Source organism: Rhizomonospora bruguierae (genome assembly GCF_018397995.1).
Classification (GTDB): domain Bacteria; phylum Actinomycetota; class Actinomycetes; order Mycobacteriales; family Micromonosporaceae; genus Rhizomonospora; species Rhizomonospora bruguierae.
In genome coordinates, this window is the sequence record NZ_BBQH01000022.1 from 73387 (window position 1) to 97884 (window position 24498).

A 24498-nucleotide genomic window follows, 5' to 3' on the forward strand; every position below is an offset into this window, starting at 1 on the left:
CAGACGCGGGTCACGGGGCGATGCCCCGTCGCGTCGCGCGGCGGGCATCAGGCGGCCCGCCCGGGTCGGGGCCGGGCGGCGATGGCGGCGCGGGTGACGGTGTGCCGCAGGTCGCCGAGCAGTCCGACCAACTGCCGGCGGGCGGCCAGCTCGGTCGGGGCCAGGGCGACCCTGACGCGCACCTCGGCGTGCTCCCGGCCGGCGGCGGTGCGGACACGAACGAGGACGGCGCGGGCGCGGCCGGCGATGTCGACCACGATTTCCTCGGATCGGTGTTCGCCGAGGTTGCAGCGGTGGTCCCGGCCGCACCAGTCGGTGTGACCGGCGCGGCCGGTGCGGCGGTTCATCGGGGGGTTCCCTTGTCGTGGAGTTCGCGGAGGTAGTTGATGGCGACGCGGCCGGTTCGGAGGTGTTCTCCGTGGCCGTCGCAGCGGCGGCAGGTGCGGCCGGCGCGCAGGATCAGGGAGCGGCGGCTGCCGGTGCCGTTGCAGCGGCGGCACCGCCGGAACGGCCTGATCATGCACGCGGTGAGGTAACCGAGTGTGACGATGGTGAGGATCAGGATGATCATGCCGGCAGCGCTGCCGGCTTGGGTTGCGGTCGCGGCGAGGGTGGGCACGGTGGGGCCTCCCGAGGCGTTTTCCGGGCTAAAGGCGAGGTTGGGGCGACCCGCGACCGGCCAATGTCTGTCCTGACCAGGCCGGTCGCGGGTCGGGTCGCGTGGACGCGACCGGTCGCGGGCGGGCCGCGACCGGCTACGCGGCCTTGCGGCGGGCGATCGCGGCGTCGATGGCGTCGGCCTTGGCTCCCTTGAGTGCCCTGCCGGAGCGCTTGACATCAACGCTGGGTACACCGAACGCGCGGACCTGAGCGGAGATCGATTCGGCGGTCACGTCCGCGTACGCCTCGGGCAGCCGGGCGGCGAGGCGGGCCGCGATCTCTTCCCACTGCGCGCCGGTCTCGCCGCGCTCGATCACGCTGCGAACGTCGGCGAGCACGTCCCGCGAGACGCGGGCGATGTCCTCCCCGGCCGCCATCCCGGTCAGGGTGCCGGCCTGCTCGCGCAGCTTCCGCGCGGCCAAGAGGATCTTCTCCGCGTCGTCGGCGTCGGCGAGGTACGTCCGCACGGTCGGGGTGGCATCCGATGCGCCGCGCAGGATGCCGACGCCCTTGTAGCTGGGCAGCAGCGTGGACGAGTCGTAGCCCTCGGAGTTCGCGCCGGCCCCCAACACGAGGTCGGACACGTTCCACGAGCCGGTGCGCAGGGAGAACCGCACCTGGTGGTTGTCGCGGAAGCTGATGAACTGGGTGGCGACCTGCCCGCCGCCCACGCCCGAGGGGCGTTGGGTGGCGTCAACGAACATCACCCCGGCCGCCGGGGCGACCTTGACCAGGTAGACCAGCAGGGACGCGATTTCCTTGCTGATCTCGCCGAGGTCGAAATACTCCTGGAACTCGTCCAGGAACACGGCCCGCACCGGCATCCCGTACTTCGGGTCACGGGCGATCTCGCGGGTCAGCTTGCCTTCCGGGCAGACATCCACGGGCAGCTTCGACAGCCGCTCGTAGCGGTCCTGCACGTCGGCCTTGATCTCCCGCAACGCTTCCAACACGATCTCGGCCGGGTCGCCGTCGCGGGTCATCGCCAGCCCGAACGCGTACCGGTCGGCGACCAGGGAGAACTTGCGCCAGTCCGGCTTGCCGCCGCCGTCCAGGACGGTCAGCTTCACGTACGGGTCCAGAGCGGCGTACAACGCGAGGGAGCGGGCGGCGAACGTCTTGCCCTGCCGGGGCTGCGCACCGATCAGGATGCTGTTCCACATCAGGTCAACGGCGACCTTGTTGCCGCGCTCGTCCAGCCCGAACGGGGCCGGCTGCCAAATGTCGGTCGGCTTGCAGCGCAGCAGCGGCGTGCGGCCCGCCCCCACCGCGAGCGGGTCACGGTCGGCGACCCACAGCGTGTGCCGGCGGTGCGAGCTGGGATCGCGGGTGATGAACACCTGCGACACCGCCACGTCCAGACCCGAGGCGATCGAACCGCGGGCTTTCACCGCGTCGTCGAACGTCTTGCCGTACGGCAGGTCAATCGACACCTGCGACCCGGTGCCGGAGACGTCGCGGGCCATCGTGGAGCCGAACTCCACCCGCTGGTGGGGCTTGTCCGGGTGGCCGAGGCCGGCGGCGTAGTAGGCGCGCAGGATGATGTCCGGGTTGACCCGCCGGAACCGCCCCGCCACCGTCGCCGGAGTGATGATCGGCCGGTCATCCGGCCGCCCGACGTGCGCCAGGTACGCCACCGCCGTGCCGGCGCCGGCCGCGAGCGCCCACCACGGGGCGGTCGCCCACGCGATCGGAGCACCGACCGCCAGGGTTACGGCCTCGGCGGTCAGGACCAGGCCGCGCCACGCGCGGGTGGCCTTCACCTCGCGGTGAAGCTTGTGCCACATCGCCGGGTCGTTCGCGTCGGCGGCGGCCTGCCGCAACCCGGTCTGCTCGGCCACCCACCACCACCGCAACTGGCGGCCGGTCAGCCGGAACGCCCCGACCGTCGCCCAGAACGCGCCCTGCGTCGCGTACCAGGGGGCGCGTACCGCGTGGAAACCGGCGCGGTAGGCGGCCAGCTCGGCGGCCTGCCGCGCGCTGTGCTTGATGTTCTGCCACCCCGACCAGCCGGACGGGATGATCGACCGCCGCCCGTTCGGCGCGGCCGGCGGCGGGTCGACCAGCATCCCGCCCGTCTGCGCCGTCTCATCCAGCGGCATATCGAAGTGGGTGCCACCGGCCGGCGGACGCGGCCGGGGTGCCCGGCGGGCGCGGGCATCGTCCAGATCCACCACCTCGGCATCCGGGCCGGCGGTGGAGTCGGTCAGGTCACGCTCGGCGGCGTGCCAGTCGAAACGGTCATCGTCTCGGGGGGACGTCATGATGGGGGTTCCTCCAACGGTCGGGAGATCGGCAGGGGGCCGGCGGCGCGGCGCAGGTTGGTCGCCAGGGGCCGCGCCGCCGGGCATGGGCAGGGTCAGAAGCGGATGTGAATCGGGCCGGTCACGGTGTCGGCCTGGATGCCGACGCGGGCGTTGCCGGTGACGGTGTTCTCGACCCGGGCCGGCTTGTCGTCGGCCGGCGGGGTGTCCTTGGCGGGCTTGCTGGTGTCGCGGCGGCCGGTGATCTGGCCGGCTTGCACGACGACCCGGTCGTTGCCGGATGCGCGGTTGGTGCGGCCCACAGTGGGGCTCCCTTCGGGTTGTGGGTGGGGTGGGTGGTCGGGGGATGATGGGTGCTCCCCCGGTGGGTCCTTGCGGCTGATCGGAGGGCCGGCGGCACGGCGCAGGTTGCGAGCCGGTAGCCGTGCCGCCGGGCGGGGCTAGGCGGCGGCGGGAAGCTCGGCCAGGGTGTCGGCGGTGCGGCGGGCGGCGGTCTTTGCGGCGGCGGCGCGGACCTCGTTCACCCGGTCGCGGCCCCACCGCTCGGACATGTCGAACTGGCGGCCGAGGGCGGCACCGGACATCGGGGTGCCGGCCGTGACGCTGTGCCGGTACGCCTTTCGGGCGGCGGTGCGGCGGGAACGGTCGTCCACCTCCGGCACCGGGGTCGGGTCGGGGGTGCTTGCCGGTTCGATCACCGGGACCGGCGTGGTTTCCGGCACGGTCGGGCTTGCCGGTTCGATCACCTCGGGGGCCGGCACGGGCACCGTTTCGGTTGCCGTGGTGGCGTGGGCGCGGATGCCGGTTGCCAGGAGAGCGCCGGTCGCCATGACCATCAGCCCGTCCACGGCCAGGGGGCCGATCATCGCGGTCAGCGCGTCCTCGCCGTAGAAGGTGAGCAGCCCGGAAAGGTGCTTGTACGAGACGATCGCGGCGACCGTGGCCACCGGCACCAGACCACCGAAGCGCAGCGCCGACCAGCGGCGGCCGGACGGCCAGGCGACCCGGGCCAGGATCTCCACGGCGACGAACAGGGCCACCGGCCAGAAGATCGCGCCGACCACCGCGCCGGGCTGCGGCGTCCAGTCCGCCGGGACCGGCGGCGCACCCTCGGCCGGGGTCGGGGGGACGTAGGAGTGGGCGACGTTCGCGGCGATCGACACCGCGCCGCCGAGGATCGCGCCGAAGTAGGCCCATCCACGGCCAGAGATACGGGAACTCATCAGGGGTGACCTCCGGTCAGTCGTTGAGAACGTCGGCGAGCAGATCGCGGTGGGCGGGGAAGACGGTGCCGCTGTAGACCTCGGCCAGGTGGCGGGTCACGCACGCGTAGTCGACAGCCGGCACCCACACGGCGCGGCGGGCGTCGTCGCGGCCCTCCACGGGGGGCAGGACGTTCCACCCGTCACCGAGGTTGATGCGGACCGGGGTGGTGACCATCCACGCCTCATCCGAGGCGCGGGGGTCGGGCACGTAGCGGGCCGGCAGCGTCTCGTCGGCGCAGGAAAACTGTTCGAACAAGCCGGTTTCCTCGGCCAGTTCCCGGAACGCGGCGTCGGTCGGGTCCTCGCCCGGGTCGACGTAGCCGCCGGGCAGTGCCCACCCGTGCCCGTCGCTGCGCTCGACCAGCAGTAGCCACCGCCCGTGGTCGGTGGTGGCGGTGACGATCGCGTCGGCGCACTGCTGCTCGCCCCAGTGGCCGAGTTCGTTGCGGCCGTAGCGGATGCCGGTCGGCGCGTACGGGTTGACCGGGCGGCCGTCGACCAGCGGGAACGGGATCGCGGCGGCGGCCCGCCGGGGGGTCCAGTCGATGGCGGCGGGGTTCATGGTCGGGTCAGCCCACGACGCCCCGGCGGCGATGCCGGCCAGGACGCTCGGGTCGGTGTAGGTGCGGGGGGTCATGCGGCAACCTCCGTTGCGCAGGTCAGGCACTCGCCGAGCGAGCGCGGGATGTAGTAGCCGCGCACCTGCCGGCAGGTCCGGCACGTCCGGCGGGCGGTCAGCGCCTTGCCGATGGCGGCGCGCTGGGCGGGGGTGGCGGTGCGCTTCGGCCGGGCCAGATCAACCCGGTACAGGTAGGCGGCCCGGGTGCCGCCGACACCGCGCCAGAGCACCTGAGCGGCGACCGGCTGACCACCGGGGCGCAGCCCGGCGGCGGTCAGTTGGCGGCGGGTGGCGTAGCCGGGCGGGGCACCCCGCCACCAGTAGGTGGGGATGCCGAACGTTGTCCCGTCCGGATCGTGGAAGGCGGCCCGGATGCGGGACATCAGGCCGCGCGGCGCGGGCCGGCGGTGCCGGTGGCCAGGTCGGCGGCGGCGCGGGTGACCCGGGACTCAGCTCGGCGCAACCGCCGCCAGTCCAGCACGGTCGGGCCGCCGTGGTCCTCGGCGTAGATCAGGGTGATCTCGGCGTCGAGCACGTCCAGCTCGGCCGCGATCAGTGGCCACTCCGACTCGATCGCGGCCAGGTCGGCGGCGGTCGGCTCGGCGATGACGGGAACGAGGTGCTTCCTCACGGGAAACCTCCGGGGAAAGTCGATGAAGTGGGGGAAGCCCCGGGGGTGCGACCAGACCGGCCGCACCCCGGGACGAACAGGAAGAAGAGGCAGAAGCCCAAACCGCGCGCCAAGACCCGGCCCGCTCGCCCCGCTCGCCCGGGATCTACCGGGGTTGACCACCGTGTGGCTCAAGGCGGGGATGCCGCAGACGGATCTACGCGGCGCTTCTGCTGTGAAGTTCTCAACTAACGACCACACGACCGGCCCGTGGGCGCGCAGCGCAATGCGCCACCTTCCCCGGCTTCCGCCCGGCTTGTCGTTCCTGGCTAGCCAGGTCCAACGAGATGACCGTAGGGCGGCCTGGCTAGTCAGGTCAAGAGATTGCGGCAAACTTTCCTTACTTGGCTAGTCAGCGCTACCGTGGGCGGGTGAGTGAGAACCTTGACTTCCTCGGCCAGCTAGATCCCGACGACCCGAAACAGGCGTCGCAACAGATTGCGAACAAGCTGCGCGCGGCCATCCTCACGCGCCGGCTCGCCCCGGGCGACAAGCTGCCGTCGCAGCCCGAGCTAGCGACCCGTTACGGAGTGGCGCGGGAGACAGTCAAACGAGCCTTGGAGCTGCTAAGGGCCGAGCGACTGATCGTGTCCCGGCAGGGCAGTGGTGCCTTCGTCCGGGCGCAGACGCAGCGAGCCGTTGAGCTGCGACCGCACATCGAAGCGGCGTTCGAGCGGCCCCACGTCACGATCGACTTCGCCGGATTCTCGGGCGAGACGCTGCGAGACGCGCTCGCCGAAGCGCTCGACAAGGTGCGCGTCGGCCGGCTCGCGCCAGAGACGATCGCCGTGCGAGTCCTGATCTCCGACATGACGGTGCCGATGGCGCTGCCGTCGAGGGCCGAGACGCAGGCCGATGACCTGGCGGTACGTGAGCGTGCGGAGCGGATCACCCGGCGGGCGGCAGACGGCGTCATCGATCAGGTCACCGAGCTGGGCGACCTCGGCCTAATCCGGTCGACCACGGTTGAGGTGCGGATGCACCGGGCGTCCCCGCTGTTCAAGCTCTACATCCTGAACGGCGAAGAGGTCTTCTACGGCTTCTATCCGGTTGTAGAGCGCACCGTCTCGATCAAGGGCGAGCCCATGGCGATCTACGACCTGATGGGTAAGGATGTGCCGCTGTTCCACTACGCCGTGACCGACGACGACGCCTCTCATGGCACGCAGTTCGTAGAGGCGTCCCGCCAGTGGTTCGACTCGATGTGGTCGACCATCGCCTACCGGTACGACGGATGAACGCCGACCTCGGCCGACTGCTGGGCGAGGTCGGCGCGGTGCTGCTCGACTTCGACGGACCGGTGTGCCGCATCTTCGCTGGCTATCCCGCGCCACAGGTCGCGGCCGAACTGGTCGACGTGCTGCGGCGGCACGGTGTCGACGTACCACCCGACCTGGCTAGCGAGCCGGACCCGCTTGAAGTGCTGCGCCGTACCGGCGCGGCCGGTGACCACCGCATCATGCGGGCGGTAGAGGATGCGCTCTGCGCGGCCGAGCGCCGGGCCGTCGAGACCGCCGAGCCAACGCCGTACGGCCGGGAGGTCATCGTGGCGGCACGGCAAGCCGGGATGCCGGTGGCGGCGGTCAGCAACAACTCGGCCGGTGCGGTGACCGCCTACCTCGCAGCGCACCGGCTCGCCGGGTACGTCACTCCGGTAGTCGGCCGCGCGTACGCCGAGCCGGGCCGCATGAAGCCCAACCCGGAACCGATCCTGCAAGCCGTGCGTGCCATCGGCATGCCGGCGGGCCGGTGTGTGCTGGTCGGCGACTCGCTCTCGGACATTGAGGGAGCGCGCGCCGCCGGGGTCGCGGTGGTCGGCTACGCGAATCGGCCGGCAAAGGTCGACGCGTTCCGGCTTGCCGGGGCGGGCGCGGTGGTTACCAGCATGGGCGAGATAGCCGCCGTTTTGATCGAACGGGCTGGAGGCTGAAATCGGGGCCGGCGTCGTGTCTGCGTCGTCACGCTCGGGCTGAACGGCGTTTGTGCTGGTCAGCGGCCTGTCCGTGGCGCTCTGTAAATCCGTCGCGAAAGCTACAGAGGTTCGAATCCTCTACCCGCCACCAGGGAGCGGCAAGCCCTTGACCTGCGGAAACGCTGGTCAAGGGCCTTTGTTGTCTGCTGCCGTTGTTGACTGCCATTGCGCCTGATCGACTGCCATCGGGCACGTAGCGGGCATGCGAGTGGACTGACGTCAACTGGCACGGGGTGGCGGGGCGCGTGGGGCCGGTGCAATCCGGCCCGCCATCTCGCCGAGGAGGCTTCTGTTGGTGGACATAGCCGAGACACTGTTGCGTCTGGCCAAGTCGGATGACTACCAGGAGCGGGCGCGTGCCGGCACTGGGTTGAGCCGGTTCGCTGGATCAGAGGCCATTGACCAGGTGCTGGTGGGGCTCCTGCTGGATGACGACGACACCTCTCCCGTTCAGGAAACTGTGGAAGCCTTGATCAAGCGCGGCGACAGCGCAGCGCTCCGTCCGTTCGCCGCAGCCTGGCATGTAGCTCACTCAGCGGAGGACAACACTCACTTGACAGAGATCGGTGACTACCTCTATAGCGCCACCAGCTACGGCCTCTGGCTTGACTCGACCGATCCTCAGCGCACCGGCCTCCAAACGGTGCTTACGACGCTGCTCGATGACCAAGACCAGGCGGTTCGCAAGGGTGCCGACGGCCTGCTTGCCACGCTCCCCGGTGTTAGCCAGGCCGTGCCGCAGCGAATCTGCGGAACCGGACGCAGGCTGGGCGGGTCTCCTTGTCGGGCAGTCGGGGCAGAGCCCGAGGTCTTCTAGGTTCTGGGCATCCCTCAGCGTGACCGGGCCCGGCCGACCGGAGGCCGCCAGTAGGCCGTGGTGCACCATGCGGTGCGTGGTGATCCTGTCGCGATCTGAGCCCGGGCCGTGGGTCCTGTGGCGGGTGGGGCGGCGGCGGCTGGCCTGGCGGCCTCGCGTTGTCGTGCCGGATGGCGACGGCGGCGAGCCGATATTCGACACCGTCGTCTTCGTCCTAGCGATCCTGTGGGACCTGCTCAAGTGGGCGCGGCGCTGGTGGCGACCGCCGTCGTGTGGCCCTGGCGGGCGTCGACGGGGCGGTGGCCGGTGGTCGCGTACCCCACGGGCGACGATCCCGATGCGGTTCTCCACTGTGTCTGGGTGACGGGCCGTGCGGCGGCGAACGCTCAGGCGCAGCGCTGGGTCGAGGAGACCAGGCTGCACGGCCGCCCGCTGGTAGGCCCCTCCTGACCGGTCGAGTCCATACTTCGGTTGCCTTACTTCGGGCAGGGCGGCTGAGTCGTGGACGGCAAGGGCAGCGGTGCGTTCGGACCGCCGCGCGTCGCGATGGACTTCGCCGGGTTCGTAGCCCTCGTCTCCACGCGCTCGTAGGGAACACCGACCCTTACCGCGGCGCCGCCTCTCGGCACCGGCGCCGGCCGCAGATCTTGGTACCGATCTGCCGAAAGATCGGCGTGTCGATACCAAGATCTCGTCAAATGTGCCGCCGACCGGGCGGCGGCTGCCCGGAGCAAAACAGACATTCAGCCACCGCGCGAGCGGTGCCGCGCCAGGCTCGTCGGAACCACGCAACGGACGAGAGCTTGCCCGCGGCCAGGGTTTTGCTCACACCCACGGGGGTACCGGCCGCAGACCGGCCTTTGAACGGAGGGGTAGGCGTGCCCATTGATACCTTTGACGAACTGGTCAAGTATGAGATGGGCCTGGTGCGTGATATCGAGTCATCCGGCCTGCGCCTGCTCGACTTCGCATTCCATCGGGTCAATCGCGACGACCTGGCGCAGATGATAGGAGCGCTGAAGGAGGAGGGTGAGCGGCACCGGGACCAGATAGCCGCCTGCATGGAGGCCGCCGGCGCGGTGCCCACCGCCAGCGTGTCCGAGGCGGCCGAAGGCGTGTACGAGAGGTTCCAGAGTTTCGTCGCCCTGAAGCCCTCCGCCGACATGGTGAGCCAATTCGCGGCCGACACGGTGGTCCGGTTTCTCCGGCTCAGCATCGTCGCGCACAGCACCCTTCTCGATCGGGTCGTCCTGCTCGGGGATACCGGGTGCGTACGTACCGTGCAGTCGAATCTCCTGCAGAAACTGGTGAGTGTCGCCAGGTTCGAACAGGTCAGCCACGAATTGGGTGCGCAGTTTGTTGCGCAGGCCGCTGGGCGAGCGTAGTTAACCAACGGTGAAGCCGTGCCCGAGGATGACGACCCGGTGCTGGCCAGGCCGGCTCCTCGGGGTCGAGGTGGAGGCGGAACGGGTAGCGCCACCCCGGCGCCGAATCGTCGGTCGGCTCCTCGTTGGTGGCGGCATGGCATGATCCAGACGATGCGACCGCCTCTCCGTGCCGCCCTCGCGGCGATCGCCGCAGCCGCGGGTCTCGTGCTGGCGGGGTGTGCCGAGCCCGGCACGGTGCCGACCGGAACGGGGCTTGTCCCGCCCACGGTCACGCCGCCGGCGGTCACGGCGCCCACGCCGGCGACCGCCCCGCCCGACCCGGTCGCACCACAGACCTGCACGACCGACCGGCCCATGGTGACCCACGGGCCGGTGGAGGCCGGCCTGGGGCACCGGGGGATGCTGCTACGTCTGCTCAACTGCGGCACCAAGCCGTACCGGGTGCGGGGCTACCCGTCCGTGGCGATCCTGGACGGCCGGCAGACCCTGATGCCGGTCGAGGTGCGGCACGGCAGCTCCTACTTCGGGCGCGACCTCGGTCCGGCCGATCTCACGCTCAAGCCCGGTGGGTCCGCGGTGGCGGTCCTCGCGTGGTCCGCCACCGTGACCGCGGGGGATCCCGCCGAGGGTGCATATTTGCGGGTGGCTCCGACGGATCGGGACGAAACAACCACCTACCCGGTACGATTCGACCTCGGCACAACGGGCGCCGTGGATGTGACCGCATGGAGTTATCGCCTGCCGACCTGACGCCGGATTGCATGCTGTCGATCTAGGACAAAACGCGCGCCATTTAACGTGGGGCGCCGAAACCGCTACTATGTGCGGGCCGGTAGTGGCGCCCGCCAGGCGTCGGGGCCGGAATGCGAGCTTTCGTCCCTAGTCCCGGCCGGCGTTCAAACGGGTCCGTCCCTGGCCGTTCGGCTGAGATTATCGATGCCACGGCTCGGGTTCGCCCGTACAGGGGTGTACCGAGCGGGATTGCTGTGGCAACATCAATCCAACCCCTATACCTGTATGTACTCACGGACAGGAGCAAGCAGATGCGTGCGAGCAGGCTTGGTCGATGGGTGGCCCGGGCTCTCGTCGTGGCCGCCGTCGGCAGCGGTGTGATGCTGGCTGGGGTGAGCGCGGCCTCCGCCAGTGCGGCGAGGTCCACTCCGGGTGTCGCCACGGCCTTCAACGAGTGGAACTGACCCTCGACTTTCGGAATCCGTCGAACCCTGGCGGTCTGAGCCGTTGAGGGGAGAGACGTGCCCGCGCCGAAGAGACCAATCCATCGGCCGCAGGAACTCTCCTGGCTGATCACGGCGCCGCTGGCTTTGCTGGCCGGCGCCGTGACAGCGGCCATCGCGGTCAAGCATGCGGACCCGGTCGGTCGCTGGCCGCTGGCCGCCGTGTTCCTGGTCGTCCTGACGCTGGCGCACTCGAACACGCTGCGGCTCGAGGTACGGCGGCATTCCTTCACCGCCAGCCTGGTCGACGTCCCGTTCCTGCTGGCGCTGTTCTACCTGCCGCCGGTGACGCTGCTGGTGATCCGTCTGCTGGCGTCGATCCTTTCGCAGATCCACCGCAAGGTCTCGCTGGTCAAGATCTGCTTCAACACGGCGAACGTGGCCGCGTACACCGCGCTGGCCAGCGCCGTCGTCTACTGGCACGGCCCGATGCACGCCGACGAGCCGTCCACCTGGCTGACCCTCGCCGTGGCGGTCAGTGTCGGCTTCGTGGTGACGGCGGTCACCGTGGTCGGCGTCATCGCCCTGGTGCAGGGGACGATCTCCCCGAGCGAACTCACCCAGATCGTCGTTCCGGCGATCCTGGTCGGCGTCGTGAACACCACGGTCGCGCTGGTCATCCTGATCGTGCTGGCGGAAAGCGCGTGGTCGGTCATCCCGCTGACCGTCCTGGTCACCTTCTTCGTGGTGGTCTACCGCTCGTACTCCAAGTTCCTGCGGCAGCACCGCACGCTCACCGAGATCTACGACCTGACCCGCGCCATCGCCGACACCCCGCACGACGGCACGCTCGTCGACGTGCTGCTCGGCCGGGTCCGGCAACTGCTCCAGGCCGAGTACGCGACGCTCTGGCTGCCCGCGATCGGCCGGTACCCGGAGGTGCTGCTCTCCTCCCGGCAGGACGACCGCGGCCTGGTCGACGTGACCGGCACGCCGGACGTGCTGCGCCGCCGGGTGCTCGAGACGGGCCAGACCGTCGCGGTCGGCCTGAAGATGGGCGAGGAGGGCCTGCGCGCCGAACTGCGCGCCGCCGAGGTCAAGGACGCCATCGCGGTACCGTTGAAGGCCGGCTCCGCCGTGATCGGCAGCCTGGAGGTGGCCGGCCGGCTCGGCGACGCCATGCACTTCACCCCGGCCGACGCCCGGCTGCTGGAGACGATCGCCGCGCACGCCGCCGTGGCGGTGGAGAACTCCCGGCTGGTGGACCGGCTGCGCTTCGACGCCTACCACGACAGCCTCACCGGCCTGGCCAACCGCCGCCGGGTGCTCGCCGCGCTGGAGGAGTCGGTGGCGGTCCGGGCGCCCGGCGAGGTCGTGGCGGTGCTCCAGTTCGACGTGGACGGCATGCAGGACGTCAACGACTCGCTCGGCTACTCGGCCGGTGACAAGCTGCTGACCGAGGTCGCAGGCCGGCTCAAGGGCCTGGCCGCCCCCGCGGCGCTGGTCGGTCGGGTCGGCGGCGACGAGTTCGTGGTCACGCTGCGGACGGAGGGCGCCGAGGAGGCGCTGGAGGTCGGCCGGCGGCTGCGGGAGCAGTTACGCGAGCCGATGACCTTCGACTCGCTCTCGATCGACGTGGACACCGCGGTGGGGGTGACGATCCACCCGGACCACGGCTCCGAGCCGGCGACCCTGTTGCAGCGGGTCGACCTGGCGACCCAGGCCGCGAAGGCACAGGCGTCCCGGGTGCAGCTGTTCAACCCGGCGCTGGAGTCGCGCTCGGTGCGCCGGCTGAGCCTGGCCGCGGACCTGCGCCGGGCGCTGGACGGCGGTGAGATCGAGGTGCACTTCCAGCCGAAGGTGTCGCTGTGCGACCGCAGCCTGGTCGGGGTGGAGTGCCTGGCCCGCTGGGAGCACCCGACCTACGGGTCGGTGGCGCCGGAGGACTTCGTCGCCGTGGCCGAGCACACCGGCCAGCTCGGCGAGCTGACCGAGGCGGTGCTCAAGGCGGGGCTGCGCCGCTGCCGCAGCTGGGGTGACGCCGGCCGGCCGCTGTCGGTCGCGGTGAACCTGTCCGGCCGCACGCTGACCGATGCCGACTTCCCGGACCGGGTGGCCGCCCTGCTGGCCGAGTACGGGGTGCCGGCGCAGCAGCTCACCTTCGAGATCACCGAGAGCGGCGTGGTGGGCGACGCGGAGCGGCCGATCCCGACGCTGCACCGGCTGCACGAGATCGGCGTCCGGCTCTCCGTGGACGACTTCGGCACCGGGTACTCGTCGCTGTCGTTCCTGCGCCGCCTCCCGGTCGACGAGGTCAAGATCGACCAGACGTTCGTCCAGGGCATGACGACGGACGAGGGGGACCTGGCGATCGTGCGCGCGGTGGTGGGGCTGGCCCGGCACTTCGGCCTGACCGTGGTGGCCGAGGGCGTGGAGAGCGAGCTGAGCCTGGAGTTGCTCGGGGAGATCGGCTGCGACGTGGGGCAGGGCTTCCTGTTCAGCCGCCCGCTGCCGTTCGAGCGGCTGGAGGCGTGGTTCGGCGTGCAGACGGAGGCCGAGCCGACCCCGGCGGGCCTGGTCAGGCGGCTGCGCGCCGTGCCCTGACCGGGACGGTGCATCCGGGGCCAGGATCCGATTTCCCGTACCCGAGGGGGCCGTGTACTCTTACCTCTGCGCGCCGCTCTGCGTAGTGCGCAGCGCGCCCCCTTAGCTCAGTCGGCAGAGCGTCTCCATGGTAAGGAGAAGGTCTACGGTTCGATTCCGTAAGGGGGCTCTGGACCAGCACGGCGGTCCACGGCGGTGTAGCTCAGATGGCAGAGCAAGCGGCTCATAATCGCTGTGTCGCCGGTTCAAGTCCGGCCACCGCTACCAGACTCGGCGCCACTTTGCACGCTCACGCGAACAGTGGCTACGCTGGTAAGTCGACGTTCCACCCAACCTGATCGAGAAAGGCACTCCGCCGTGGCCAAGGCGAGCGACGTACGTCCGAAGATCACGATGGCGTGTGTGGAGTGCAAGGAGCGCAACTACATCACGCGTAAGAACCGCCGCAACGACCCGGACCGCATCGAGCTGAAGAAGTTCTGCCCCCGCTGCGGCAAGCACACCGCGCACCGCGAGACCCGCTGAGGCTTCGCGTCGCCACGCAGGGCGGTCGACCCACCGGGTCGCCGCCCTTCTGGCTTTTCCGCCGGCGTGAGGGCCGCTTCGGCGCCCGGCGGGGCGGCCGGTAGGTTCGCGGCATGGCCTTGGACCCGTCACTCGTCGGCCGCAGTTACCCGCCGACCGAGCCCTACCCCGTGGGGCGCGAGAAGATCCGTGAGTTCGCCACCGCGGTGGGGCTGACCGACCCGGAGCACCACGATCCGGCGGCGGCCCGGGCGCGCGGGTACGCGGACGTGATCGCCCCGCCCACCTTCCCGGTGGTGCTGACGCTCGCCACGGACCGGCTCTCGGTCGGGGACCCGGAACTGGGCCTGGACTACAGCCGGGTGGTCCACGGGGACCAGCGGTTCGCGTACACCCGGCCGATCGTGGCCGGCGACGAACTCGTGGCGGTGCACACCGTGGAGGAGATCGTCTCCCGGGGCGGGCACGACTTCCTGACCATGCGCACCGACGTGACCGACGCCGCCGGCGAGCCGGTCGTCAGTCTGTGGTCCAAGCTGGTGGTCCGGGGGGAGGGCTGAGATGCGCGCGGGCAACAGGCTGGCGCCGCAGACGTTCCGGGTGACCAGGGCCGACCTGGTCCGGTACGCGGGGGCGTCGGGGGACTTCAACCCGATCCACTGGAGCGAGCGGGTGGCCATGAAGGTGGGCCTGCCGGGCGTCATCGCGCACGGCATGTACACCATGGCGCTGGCCGTGCGCGCGGTCACCGCCTGGGCCGGCGCGCCGGACGCGGTGGTCGAGTTTTCGGCGCGCTTCACCCGGCCGGTCCCGGTGCCGGACGACGACGAGGGCACCGAGGTCGAGGTGTCTGCCGTGGTCAAACAGGTCGATGGGGCGGGGCTGGTCCGGCTGGACCTGACCGCCACGTGCCGCGGCGAGAAGGTGCTGGCGCAGGCGCGGGCGACTATTCGTCCGACCGGATTGGGAATCCGGGCCTAGTACCCGTACACTTAGCCGCCGTGGGGTGATTGCCCCCCGCTCCGGCCTGCCTGAGCGGGGTGATTTCACCTCAGAGGGGTGTGGCGCAATTGGCAGCGCAGCGGTCTCCAAAACCGCAGGTTGCAGGTTCGAGTCCTGTCGCCCCTGCGCCGTAGGCCAGACGGCCCCGGGCGGCGCTGGGTTCCCGCCCAGCGCCCGGTCGCCATCGCGGTGGCGAGCGCACCCGGCGACATACCACCCCCGCGACCAGCCATCCCGGCCAGACAGCACGATCCGGGAGGAAAGAGGGCGACATGGCCGACCGCAAGCGGCGCGGCAGTGACCCCGCCGACGAGAACTTCGACGACGAGGTGCTCGACGACGCTGTCGATGAAGATGTCGAGGACGACGAGCCGGTTTCCCGCGGCGGCACGGCGACCAAGTCCCGCGCCAAGGAGCTGGCCGAGCCCGCCGACGAGAAGGCCCGCACGAAGAAGGACACGACCCGGGTCGGCCTGTTCGGGCGGATCGGGCGGTTCTTCCGCGAGGTGGTCGCCGAGCTGCGTAAGGTCATTTGGCCGAGCCGCAAGGACCTGCTGACCTATGCGTCGGTGGTCATCGTCTTCATCGCGGTCATGATGACGCTGGTTGCGGTGCTGGACCTCGTGTTCGCCAAGGGCGTGCTGTTCGTCTTCGGCAACCCGAAGTGATCCGGCGGGCCTCGAACCCGCCGAGAGTGTGATGGAAGTGAGCGAGCGTGCCTGAGTACGACGAGACCGTGGCCGAGCAGTCGTCGGTGGCGACGGCGGCCGACGACGAGTCGGCAGCGGCCGCCGAGCAGACCGCCGAGGCCACCCGGCCGGCCGAGCCCGCGGCGCCCGCCGCCGAGGACGAGGAGTTCGACCCGGTCACCGAGCTGCGGCAGAAGCTGCGCTACGCGCCAGGCGACTGGTTCGTGGTGCACTCGTACGCCGGCTACGAGAACAAGGTCAAGACCAACCTGGAGAGCCGGATCACCAGCCTCGACATGGAGGACTTCATCTACCAGGTCGAGGTGCCGACCCGGGAAGAGGTCGAGGTCAAGAACGGCAAGCGGCTTCAGGTCCAGAACAAGGTCTTCCCGGGCTACATCCTCGTGCGCATGGAGCTGACCCCCGAGTCGTACTCCTGCGTGCGCAACACCCCGGGCGTGACCGGCTTCGTGGGCGCCACCGACCGGGCCGACCGCCCGGCACCGCTGAGCCTCGACGAGGTGCTCAAGTGGCTGGCCCCGGCCGCCGAGGCCGAGACCAAGAAGGCCAAGCCCGAGGTCAAGGTGCTCGACTTCGAGGTCGGCGACTCGGTCACCGTCACCGACGGGGCGTTCGCGTCGCTGCCGGCCACGATCTCGGAGATCAACGCCGATCAGCAGAAGCTCAAGGTGCTGGTCTCGATCTTCGGTCGGGAGACGCCCGTCGAGCTGAACTTCAACCAGGTCGCCAAGATCTGAACCGGCGCTGAGCCCGAGGCTGGCGGGGCACCCGCCCGCCGCCTCAGGTACCCTTGACCGTCGGCCCGCGGCCGCGCTTGACCGTGCGCGCCCGCCGGCAACCCTCGATTCATCGATCGCCCAGGAAGAGACATGCCTCCGAAGAAGAAGCTGGTGAAGACGTTCACGCTCCAGCTGCCGGCGGGCCAGGCCACCCCGGCGCCGCCGGTCGGCCCCGCGCTCGGCCAGCACGGCGTGAACATCATGGAGTTCTGCAAGTCGTACAACAGCCAGACCGAGTCGCAGCGCGGTGACATCGTGCCGGCCGAGATCAGCGTGTACGAGGACCGGACCTTCACCTTCGTGCTGAAGACGCCGCCCGCCGCCCGGCTGCTGATCAAGGCCGCCGGCGTGCAGAAGGGCTCCGGCGTCCCGCACACCGAGAAGGTCGGCTCGGTCACCCGCGCCCAGTTGCGTGAGATCGCCGAGAAGAAGATGGCCGACCTGAACGCCAACGACCTGGATCACGCGGAGAAGATCATCGCCGGCACCGCCCGGTCGATGGGCATCGCCGTCAAGGACTGACCCGCCCGGGTCTTCGTGGGAGGGCGCCGGCCCGGCGCCCGCCAGATACCACAGGAGAGAAGCAACCATGCCGCACAGCAAGGCTTACCGGAAGGCGGCGGAGGCGATCGACCGCAGCCGCCTGTACCCGCCCGCGGAGGCGATCAAGCTCGCCAAGGAGGGTTCGGCGGTCAAGTTCGACGCCACGGTCGAGGTCGCGATGCGCCTCGGCGTCGACCCCCGCAAGGCGGACCAGATGGTCCGCGGCACCGTCAACCTCCCGCACGGCACCGGCAAGACCGCCCGAGTGATCGTCTTCGCGACCGGCACCAAGGCCGACGAGGCGCGCGCCGTCGGCGCGGACGAGGTGGGCTCGGACGACCTGGTCGCCCGCATCCAGGAGGGCTGGCTGGACTTCGACGCGGCGATCGCCACGCCGGACCAGATGGCCAAGATCGGTCGGATCGCGCGGATCCTGGGCCCGCGCGGCCTGATGCCGAACCCGAAGACCGGCACGGTGACCATGGACGTCACCAAGGCGGTCGCGGACATCAAGGGCGGCAAGATCACCTTCCGGGTGGACAAGCACTCGAACCTGCACCTGATCATCGGCAAGGCGTCGTTCAGCGCCAACCAGCTGATCGACAACTACGCCGCGGTGCTGGACGAGGTGCTGCGCGCCAAGCCGTCCGCGGCCAAGGGCAAGTACCTGAAGAAGATCACCGTCACCACGACCATGGGCCCCGGCGTGCCGGTCGACCCGAACCTGGTGAAGAACCTCCAGGAGGTCACCGCGGAGGCGTGACCCCCACGCTGGGAAAGGGCGCTCCGGCTGGTGGCCGGGGCGCCCTTTTCGCGTCCGATGTGGCACGCTCGGGCGCGTGCTGCGATTGGATGACGTCTGGCTGCGGTACGGCCGGGGCGGCGGCTGGGTGCTGCGCGGTGTCACGGCGGCACTGGCCCCCGGCGAGGTGGCCGTGGTGCTGGGGCTCAACGGCGTCGGCAAGTCCACCCTGCTCCAGGTGGTCGCCGGGGTGCTGCGGCCCAGCCGCGGCGCCGTGCGCGAGCGACCCGCGGTCGTCGGGTGGGTACCCGAGCGGTTCCCGGCGGACCAGCCGTTCACCGTGGACCAGTACCTGGGTCACATCGCCGCGGCCCGCGGCGAACCCCGCTCCGCCGCAGCACAGTGGACCGAGCGGCTCGGCATCGCCGGGTATCGGGGGGTGCGGCTGCCGGACCTGTCCAAGGGCACCGCCCAGAAGGTGGGCCTCGCCCAGGCCCTGATCCGCCGCCCCGGCCTGCTCATCCTCGACGAGCCGTGGGAGGGGCTGGACGCGGCCACCCGCGACATCGTCCCGGAGCTGGTCGCGGAGGTGGCCGGCGCGGGCGGGGCGGTGCTGATCAGCGACCATCGCGGCGAGACGGCCCGGCTGCCCGGCGCCGCCCAGTGGAGCGTCCAGGATGGTCACCTGACCGTCGGGGGGTCCGCCGAGGCACCCTGGGTCATCGAGATCTCCGTGGGCGCCGGGGATGCCGTCGAGGCCGCCGCCCGCCTGCGCGCCGAGGGGCACACCGTCCTGCGGGTGGGGCCCCGATGAGCGCGCTGGTCCGGATGCGGGTGGCCGGCTTCGCCCGTACCGGGCGGTCGCTGGCGCCGCTGCTGGCCGGCCTGGTGGTCATCGGCATCCTGTACGGCGGCGGCCAGGCCCGGCCGGCGGAGGCGTACGGCGTCTCGGCGGTGGTGCTGTTCCCGGTGCTCGCCTGGCAGACCAAGCTGCTGTTGGACACCGAGCCGGACGTCCAGCGCCACCTGGCCCGGGTCATCGACCGGCGGGAGTGGCTGGCGGGCCTGGCGGCGGCCGCCCTGGCCGGCCTGGTGCCGGTCGCGCTCGCCCTGGTGCTGCCCTGGCTGATCGGCGGCGTCAAGCTGGGTCAGGGCGACTCGCTGCCCGGGGCCCTGGCCGTCGGGCTGTGGACGCACGGCCTCGCCCTGCCAGCGGCGGTGGCCCTCGGGGCCCTGGCCAGCCGCGCGGTGACCCGCAGCGCCGGCTACGGGGTGGCGGTCCTGGTCAGCGGCATGACCTGGGCGCTGGTCCTCGGCCTGAAATCGTCGCCGGCCCCGTGGCTGGCACCGCCCGTCATGCCGGTCGCCCGCGCGGTCACGGGTGCGGTTCAGGGCGGTCAGGTGGCGGTCCTCTCGGTGTGGGGAGCCGGGTGGGCGGTGGCCGGGCTCGCCTGCTACGCCTACCTTCGCCGAACCCGTCCCTGAGCCACCTTTGAAGCGGCCCATCCGGGAGGGGGCGTTTTGGAGCGGGGCGGGCGGCACGCTACGCTTACCCGGTTGTTCCACCCAGAGACCGCTGGTCACCGTGCGTAAGCACGGTCGAAGGTGTCCCGTGTCGAGCGGGCGGCCCGCGCAGGGGAGAACGGTAGCGATCCGGCACGTCCGCGTGCCTGTCCCGCCCCGTGCGCCCCGCGCCGGGGCGTTTCTCGTTCTGCCGGGCCTTCGAGCGGCCAGCGACACCAGATCGAGGAAGGAGGGACATGGCGGACAAGCCGGTCCGGGCCGACAAGGCTACCGCGGTCGCGGAGCTGACGGAGCGGTTCCGTAACTCGCCGGCCACCGTGCTGACCGAGTACCGCGGGCTGACGGTCACTCAGATCACGCAGTTGCGCCGTTCGCTCGGCCAGTCGACCACGTACGCGGTCGCGAAGAACACCCTCGCGAAGCGCGCGGCGACGGACGCGGGGATCAACGGCCTCGACGAGCTGTTCACCGGTCCTACCGCGCTGGCGTTCGTCTCGGGCGACCCGGTCGAGGCGGCCAAGGGTCTGCGCGAATTCGCGAAGGCCCACCCGCTGCTCGTCATCAAGGGCGGCGTGTTCGAGGGCCGGGCGATCTCGGCGGCCGAGGTCACGAAGTTGGCCGACCTGGAGTCGCGCGAGGTGCTGCTGGCGAAGCTGGCGGGCGCCATGAAGGCGAACCTGAGCAAGGCGGCGGCACTGTTCCAGGCCCCGCTGTCGAAGACCGCGAGGCTGCTCGCGGCGCTCGAGGAGAAGCAGCAGGAGGGCGCGCCGGCCGCCGAGTGAGGCCGGGCGCCACCAGGACATCCAGTCATACGGAAGGAAGCGCCGGACATGGCGAAGATCAGCAACACGGACCTGCTCGAGGCGTTCAAGGAGATGACGCTGATCGAGCTCTCCGAGTTCGTCAAGCAGTTCGAGGAGACCTTCGACGTCACCGCCGCCGCCCCGGTCGCGGTGGCCGCGGCCGGCCCGGCCGGCGGCGCGCCGGCCGCCGAGGCGGAGCCGGAGCAGGACGAGTTCGACGTCGTCCTGGAGGGCGACGGCGGCAAGAAGATCCAGGTCATCAAGGTCGTGCGCGAGCTGACCGGCCTGGGCCTGAAGGAGGCCAAGGACGCCGTGGAGAGCGCCCCGAAGGCCATCCTGGAGAAGGTCAACAAGGAGACCGCCGACAAGGCCAAGGCCAAGCTCGAGGCGGAGGGCGCCAAGGTCACCCTCAAGTGACCTAGCCGACCCGGCACAGTGCGAGGGCGAACACCCGTTCGGGTGTTCGCCCTCGCCGTACGTACGGGGTCGGGCGCGGACGGTACGGGATCGGCGGCCGGGAATCCCTAATGTCCGTTATAGCGGGGTATTCGGTGCCCAATGCCCGGCGCACCCTGTCGACCCGCCCCACAACTCTTGACGCGGACCGTAGCGGCAGGCACGCTGGCATCAGCAAAGACCTTCCGCGCAGGTACCGGAGGCCATCCGGCGCCTCGGACAGCTCAGTTGCCACCTGGAGATCGGCCCGGTCATCATCGGGATCCGGCGTCGCGGGAACGCCAGCGATTCGGACGATGAGCACGTGGGTAATCTCCCGCCGAGGGCGGGCCAGGGCACCCGAACGGGTGCTTCCCGGCGCGCTCCACCGGTTCCTGCGGTGGCGGCTGGACAGCGGTTAGCCTCTCGGCTACACTGCTAGTTTGCGCTGCCTCTGACTTTTTCCCTGCCCGGCTTCATCCATGTGGGTGAGCAGGTCAGGGCCCGTCAGGGTGCACGCGACACGGCCATTGCAGCACCGGTCCTCGGAAGGACGCATCTTGGCAGCTTCCCGCCCTGCGAAGACCAGTCGTACCTCGAGCGCTTTCGCTCCCCGCCGGATCTCCTTCGGCAGGATCACCGAACACCTTGAGGTTCCCAACCTCCTTGCCATCCAGACCGAGTCGTTCGACTGGCTCGTCGGTAACGAAGCCTGGCAGGCCCGTACCGCCGGCGAGGAGCACGCTCGTTCCGGTCTGGCGGAGATCCTCGACGAGATCAGCCCCATCGAGGACTTCTCCGGCACCATGTCCCTGTCCTTCTCCGCTCCGCGCTTCGACGAGGTCAAGGCCTCGATCGAGGAGTGCAAGGAGAAGGATCTGACCTACTGCGCCCCGCTGTTCGTGACGGCGGAGTTCACCAACAACACCACCGGCGAGATCAAGAGCCAGACGGTGTTCATGGGTGACTTCCCGATGATGACGCCCAAGGGCACCTTCATCATCAACGGCACCGAGCGCGTCGTGGTCAGCCAGCTCGTCCGGTCCCCGGGTGTGTACTTCGACAAGCAGCCCGACAAGACCTCGGACCGGGACCTGTCCAGCGTCAAGGTCATCCCGAGCCGGGGTGCCTGGCTGGAGTTCGACATCGACAAGCGCGACACGGTCGGTGTGCGGATCGACCGCAAGCGCCGGCAGGCGGTCACCGTCCTGCTCAAGGCGATCGGCTGGACCACGGAGCAGATCCGCGAGCGGTTCGGCTGGTCCGAGCTGATGATGACCACCCTGGAGAAGGACCACATCGGCGGCCAGGACGAGGCGCTGCTGGACATCTACCGCAAGCTGCGTCCGGGTGAGCCGCCGACCAGGGAGAACGCGCAGACCCTGCTCGACAACCTGTTCTTCAACCCGAAGCGGTACGACGTCGCCAAGGTCGGCCGGTACAAGTTCAACAAGAAGCTGGAACTGGACGTCCCGATCAACACGGGTGTGCTGACCGAGGACGACATCGCGGCCACCGTCGCGTACCTGTGCAAGCTGCACACGGGCGAGGACGGCTACGAGGCCGACGACATCGACCACTTCGGCAACCGGCGCCTGCGCACCGTGGGCGAGCTCATCCAGAACCAGGTCCGGGTGGGCCTGTCCCGGATGGAGCGGGTGGTCCGCGAGCGGATGACGACCCAGGACGTCGAGGCGATCACGCCGCAGACCCTGATCAACATCCGCCCGGTGGTCGCCGCGATCAAGGAGTTCTTCGGCACCTCCCAGCTGTCCCAGTTCATGGACCAGACCAACCCGCTGGCGGGCCTGACCCACCGGCGCCGGCTGAGCGCGCTCGGCCCGGGCGGTCTGTCCCGGGAGCGGGCCGGCTTCGAGGTCCGCGACGTGCACCCGTCCCACTACGGCCGGATGTGCCCGATCGAGACGCCGGAAGGCCCGAACATCGGCCTGATCGGCGCGCTGTCCACGTTCGGCCGGGTCAACCCGTTCGGCTTCATCGAGACGCCGTACCGGAAGGTGGTCGACGGCCGGGTCACCGACCAGATCGACTACCTGACCGCGGACGAGGAGGACCGGTTCGTCAAGGCGCAGGCGAACGCGCCGCTGCGGGCGGACGGCACCTTCGCCGAGGACCGCGTCCTGGTCCGCCGTAAGGGCGGCGAGACCGAGGACGTGTCGCCGGGGGCCGTCGACTACATGGACGTGTCGCCGCGGCAGATGGTCTCGGTCGCGACCGCGATGATCCCGTTCCTGGAGCACGACGACGCCAACCGGGCGCTGATGGGCGCGAACATGCAGCGTCAGGCGGTGCCGCTGGTCAAGGCGGAGGCGCCGCTGGTCGGTACCGGCATGGAGTACCGGGCCGCGGTCGACGCCGGCGACGTGGTGGTGGCCGAGGTCGGCGGTGTGGTCGAGGACCTGTGCGCGGACTACATCACGGTCCACCAGGACGACGGCCACCGCCGCACGTACCTGCTGCACAAGTTCCGCCGCTCGAACGCGGGCTCCTGCGTCAACCAGAAGCCGGTGGTCTTCGAGGGCGACCGGGTGGAGGCCGGCCAGGTCATCGCGGACGGTCCGTGCACCGACGACGGCGAGATGGCGCTCGGGCGCAACCTGCTCGTGGCCTTCATGACGTGGGAGGGGCACAACTACGAGGACGCGATCATCCTGAGCCAGCGGCTGGTCCAGGAGGACGTGCTGACCTCCATCCACATCGAGGAGCACGAGGTCGACGCCCGGGACACCAAGCTGGGCCCGGAGGAGATCACCCGCGACATCCCGAACGTCAGCGAGGAGATGCTGGCGGACCTGGACGAGCGAGGCATCATCCGGATCGGCGCCGAGGTGGTCCCCGGCGACATCCTGGTCGGCAAGGTCACCCCGAAGGGCGAGACCGAGCTGACCCCGGAGGAGCGGCTGCTGCGCGCGATCTTCGGCGAGAAGGCCCGCGAGGTGCGGGACACGTCGCTGAAGGTTCCGCACGGCGAGAGCGGCACGGTCATCGGGGTCCGCACGTTCTCCCGCGAGGACGGCGACGAGCTGTCCCCGGGCGTGAACGAGCTGGTCCGGGTGTACGTGGCCCAGAAGCGGAAGATCCAGGACGGCGACAAGCTGGCCGGCCGGCACGGTAACAAGGGCGTCATCTCCAAGATCCTTCCGGTCGAGGACATGCCGTTCCTCGAGGACGGCACCCCGGTCGACATCGTGCTCAACCCGCTCGGCGTGCCGAGCCGGATGAACATCGGGCAGGTCCTGGAGACCCACCTCGGCTGGGTGGCCAAGACCGGCTGGCAGATCGATGGCGACGACGCCGAGTGGAAGCGGGCGCTCCAGTCCATCTCCGCCGACTCCTCGGAGCCAGACACCAACGTGGCGACGCCGGTCTTCGACGGCGCCAAGGAGGGGGAGATCCGCGGGCTGCTCGCGTCCAGCCTGCCGAACCGCGACGGCAACCAGCTGATCGGCGGCAGCGGCAAGGCGCGGCTGTTCGACGGTCGCTCCGGCGAGCCGTTGCCGGACCCGATCGCGGTCGGCTACATCTACATCCTCAAGCTGAACCACCTGGTCGACGACAAGATCCACGCGCGGTCGACCGGCCCGTACTCGATGATCACGCAGCAGCCGTTGGGTGGTAAGGCGCAGTTCGGTGGACAGCGGTTCGGCGAGATGGAGTGCTGGGCCATGCAGGCGTACGGCGCCGCCTACGCCCTGCAGGAGCTGCTGACGATCAAGTCGGACGACGTTCTCGGTCGGGTGAAGGTCTACGAGGCCATCGTCAAGGGCGAGAACATCCCCGAGCCGGGCATCCCGGAGTCGTTCAAGGTGCTGCTCAAGGAGCTGCAGTCGCTGTGCCTCAACGTCGAGGTGCTCTCCAGTGACGGCGTGGCCCTGGAGATGCGCGAGACCGACGACGAGGTGTTCCGGGCCGCCGAGGAGCTGGGTATCGACCTGTCCCGGCGCCCGAACGAGGGTGTGAGCAGCGTCGACGAAGTGTGA

Annotated in this window: 26 protein-coding genes and 3 tRNA genes; 21 read left to right on the forward strand and 8 right to left on the reverse strand. The window is 70.4% G+C overall.

The features are described from left to right. Positions 1–47: 47 nt before the first annotated feature. From KJS59_RS12990 to KJS59_RS13025, 8 genes are all read right to left on the reverse strand, one after another. Positions 48–347 carry a hypothetical protein gene (locus KJS59_RS12990; RefSeq protein ID WP_213453110.1) on the reverse strand — a complete coding sequence of 100 codons (300 nt, stop codon included), beginning with the start codon at positions 345–347 and terminating at the stop codon, positions 48–50. Then, positions 344–619: a hypothetical protein gene (locus KJS59_RS12995; RefSeq protein ID WP_249714084.1), complete on the reverse strand. Its 276-nt coding sequence runs from the start codon at positions 617–619 to the stop codon at positions 344–346. Before KJS59_RS12995 ends, KJS59_RS12990 begins: the two co-directional genes overlap by 4 nt. 136 nt (positions 620–755) lie before the next feature. After that, positions 756–2924 (reverse strand): cell division protein FtsK, encoded by a 2169-nt coding sequence (locus KJS59_RS13000; protein ID WP_213453111.1) that lies wholly within the window; start codon positions 2922–2924, stop codon positions 756–758. A gap of 95 nt (positions 2925–3019) precedes the next feature. Beyond that, entirely contained in the window at positions 3020–3226 is a 207-nt protein-coding gene (locus tag KJS59_RS13005; RefSeq protein WP_213453112.1) for a hypothetical protein, read from the reverse strand. A 138-nt stretch (positions 3227–3364) separates the two neighbouring features. Beyond that, a complete protein-coding gene (locus KJS59_RS13010) occupies positions 3365–4147 on the reverse strand; it encodes a hypothetical protein (RefSeq protein WP_213453113.1) in 783 nt (260 codons plus the stop codon). Between the two features lie 16 nt (positions 4148–4163). Further along, positions 4164–4826, reverse strand: coding sequence for an NUDIX domain-containing protein (locus KJS59_RS13015; protein WP_213453114.1), 663 nt, complete (start codon positions 4824–4826; stop codon positions 4164–4166). After that, positions 4823–5191 carry an RRQRL motif-containing zinc-binding protein gene (locus KJS59_RS13020; protein ID WP_213453115.1) on the reverse strand — a complete coding sequence of 123 codons (369 nt, stop codon included), beginning with the start codon at positions 5189–5191 and terminating at the stop codon, positions 4823–4825. The genes KJS59_RS13015 and KJS59_RS13020 overlap by 4 nt, the downstream gene beginning before the upstream one ends. Further along, positions 5191–5439 carry a DUF6284 family protein gene (locus tag KJS59_RS13025; RefSeq protein ID WP_213453116.1) on the reverse strand — a complete coding sequence of 83 codons (249 nt, stop codon included), beginning with the start codon at positions 5437–5439 and terminating at the stop codon, positions 5191–5193. Before KJS59_RS13025 ends, KJS59_RS13020 begins: the two co-directional genes overlap by 1 nt. A 410-nt stretch (positions 5440–5849) precedes the next feature. Here KJS59_RS13025 and KJS59_RS13030 point away from each other — a divergent pair, with 410 nt between their 5' ends. The 21 genes from KJS59_RS13030 to rpoB all read left to right on the forward strand — a co-directional run bounded on the left by KJS59_RS13030 (position 5850) and on the right by rpoB (position 24498). Continuing rightward, on the forward strand, positions 5850–6716 hold the full coding sequence (locus KJS59_RS13030; RefSeq protein WP_213453117.1) for a GntR family transcriptional regulator: 867 nt from the start codon (positions 5850–5852) through the stop codon (positions 6714–6716). Beyond that, positions 6713–7408 carry an HAD family hydrolase gene (locus tag KJS59_RS13035; RefSeq protein WP_213453118.1) on the forward strand — a complete coding sequence of 232 codons (696 nt, stop codon included), beginning with the start codon at positions 6713–6715 and terminating at the stop codon, positions 7406–7408. The genes KJS59_RS13030 and KJS59_RS13035 overlap by 4 nt, the downstream gene beginning before the upstream one ends. A gap of 337 nt (positions 7409–7745) precedes the next feature. Next, a complete protein-coding gene (locus KJS59_RS13040; RefSeq protein ID WP_213453119.1) occupies positions 7746–8267 on the forward strand; it encodes a hypothetical protein in 522 nt (173 codons plus the stop codon). An 878-nt stretch (positions 8268–9145) separates the two neighbouring features. Beyond that, positions 9146–9652, forward strand: a complete 507-nt coding sequence (locus tag KJS59_RS13045; protein WP_213453120.1) for a DUF892 family protein — start codon at positions 9146–9148, stop codon at positions 9650–9652. 153 nt (positions 9653–9805) lie between these two features. Further along, positions 9806–10405, forward strand: a complete 600-nt coding sequence (locus KJS59_RS13050) for a DUF4232 domain-containing protein (protein ID WP_213453121.1) — start codon at positions 9806–9808, stop codon at positions 10403–10405. A 503-nt stretch (positions 10406–10908) separates the two neighbouring features. Then, positions 10909–13434, forward strand: coding sequence for a putative bifunctional diguanylate cyclase/phosphodiesterase (locus KJS59_RS13055; protein ID WP_213453122.1), 2526 nt, complete (start codon positions 10909–10911; stop codon positions 13432–13434). Between the two features lie 96 nt (positions 13435–13530). Next, positions 13531–13603, forward strand: a tRNA-Thr gene (locus KJS59_RS13060). Positions 13604–13625: 22 nt separating this feature from the next. Beyond that, a tRNA-Met gene (locus KJS59_RS13065) sits at positions 13626–13701 on the forward strand. 90 nt (positions 13702–13791) lie between these two features. Next, positions 13792–13959 carry a 50S ribosomal protein L33 gene (gene rpmG, locus KJS59_RS13070; protein WP_213453123.1) on the forward strand — a complete coding sequence of 56 codons (168 nt, stop codon included), beginning with the start codon at positions 13792–13794 and terminating at the stop codon, positions 13957–13959. A 113-nt stretch (positions 13960–14072) separates the two neighbouring features. Further along, positions 14073–14519 carry a MaoC family dehydratase N-terminal domain-containing protein gene (locus tag KJS59_RS13075; RefSeq protein ID WP_213453124.1) on the forward strand — a complete coding sequence of 149 codons (447 nt, stop codon included), beginning with the start codon at positions 14073–14075 and terminating at the stop codon, positions 14517–14519. 1 nt (position 14520) lies between these two features. Then, a complete protein-coding gene (locus KJS59_RS13080; RefSeq protein ID WP_213453125.1) occupies positions 14521–14940 on the forward strand; it encodes a MaoC family dehydratase in 420 nt (139 codons plus the stop codon). A gap of 74 nt (positions 14941–15014) precedes the next feature. After that, a tRNA-Trp gene (locus KJS59_RS13085) sits at positions 15015–15087 on the forward strand. 146 nt (positions 15088–15233) lie between these two features. After that, positions 15234–15629 (forward strand): preprotein translocase subunit SecE, encoded by a 396-nt coding sequence (gene secE / locus KJS59_RS13090; protein ID WP_213453126.1) that lies wholly within the window; start codon positions 15234–15236, stop codon positions 15627–15629. A gap of 47 nt (positions 15630–15676) precedes the next feature. Beyond that, positions 15677–16408, forward strand: a complete 732-nt coding sequence (gene nusG / locus KJS59_RS13095) for a transcription termination/antitermination protein NusG (RefSeq protein WP_213453127.1) — start codon at positions 15677–15679, stop codon at positions 16406–16408. A gap of 132 nt (positions 16409–16540) precedes the next feature. After that, positions 16541–16972 (forward strand): 50S ribosomal protein L11, encoded by a 432-nt coding sequence (rplK, locus tag KJS59_RS13100; protein WP_213453128.1) that lies wholly within the window; start codon positions 16541–16543, stop codon positions 16970–16972. Between the two features lie 67 nt (positions 16973–17039). Then, a complete protein-coding gene (gene rplA, locus KJS59_RS13105; protein ID WP_213453129.1) occupies positions 17040–17756 on the forward strand; it encodes a 50S ribosomal protein L1 in 717 nt (238 codons plus the stop codon). Between the two features lie 76 nt (positions 17757–17832). Continuing rightward, positions 17833–18549 (forward strand): ATP-binding cassette domain-containing protein, encoded by a 717-nt coding sequence (locus tag KJS59_RS13110; protein ID WP_249714085.1) that lies wholly within the window; start codon positions 17833–17835, stop codon positions 18547–18549. Next, positions 18546–19220: a hypothetical protein gene (locus KJS59_RS13115; RefSeq protein WP_213453130.1), complete on the forward strand. Its 675-nt coding sequence runs from the start codon at positions 18546–18548 to the stop codon at positions 19218–19220. The genes KJS59_RS13110 and KJS59_RS13115 overlap by 4 nt, the downstream gene beginning before the upstream one ends. 275 nt (positions 19221–19495) lie before the next feature. Continuing rightward, positions 19496–20041 (forward strand): 50S ribosomal protein L10, encoded by a 546-nt coding sequence (rplJ, locus tag KJS59_RS13120; protein ID WP_213453131.1) that lies wholly within the window; start codon positions 19496–19498, stop codon positions 20039–20041. Between the two features lie 48 nt (positions 20042–20089). Then, a complete protein-coding gene (gene rplL / locus KJS59_RS13125; RefSeq protein WP_213453132.1) occupies positions 20090–20479 on the forward strand; it encodes a 50S ribosomal protein L7/L12 in 390 nt (129 codons plus the stop codon). Positions 20480–21057: 578 nt separating this feature from the next. Beyond that, positions 21058–24498 (forward strand): DNA-directed RNA polymerase subunit beta, encoded by a 3441-nt coding sequence (rpoB, locus tag KJS59_RS13130; RefSeq protein ID WP_213453133.1) that lies wholly within the window; start codon positions 21058–21060, stop codon positions 24496–24498.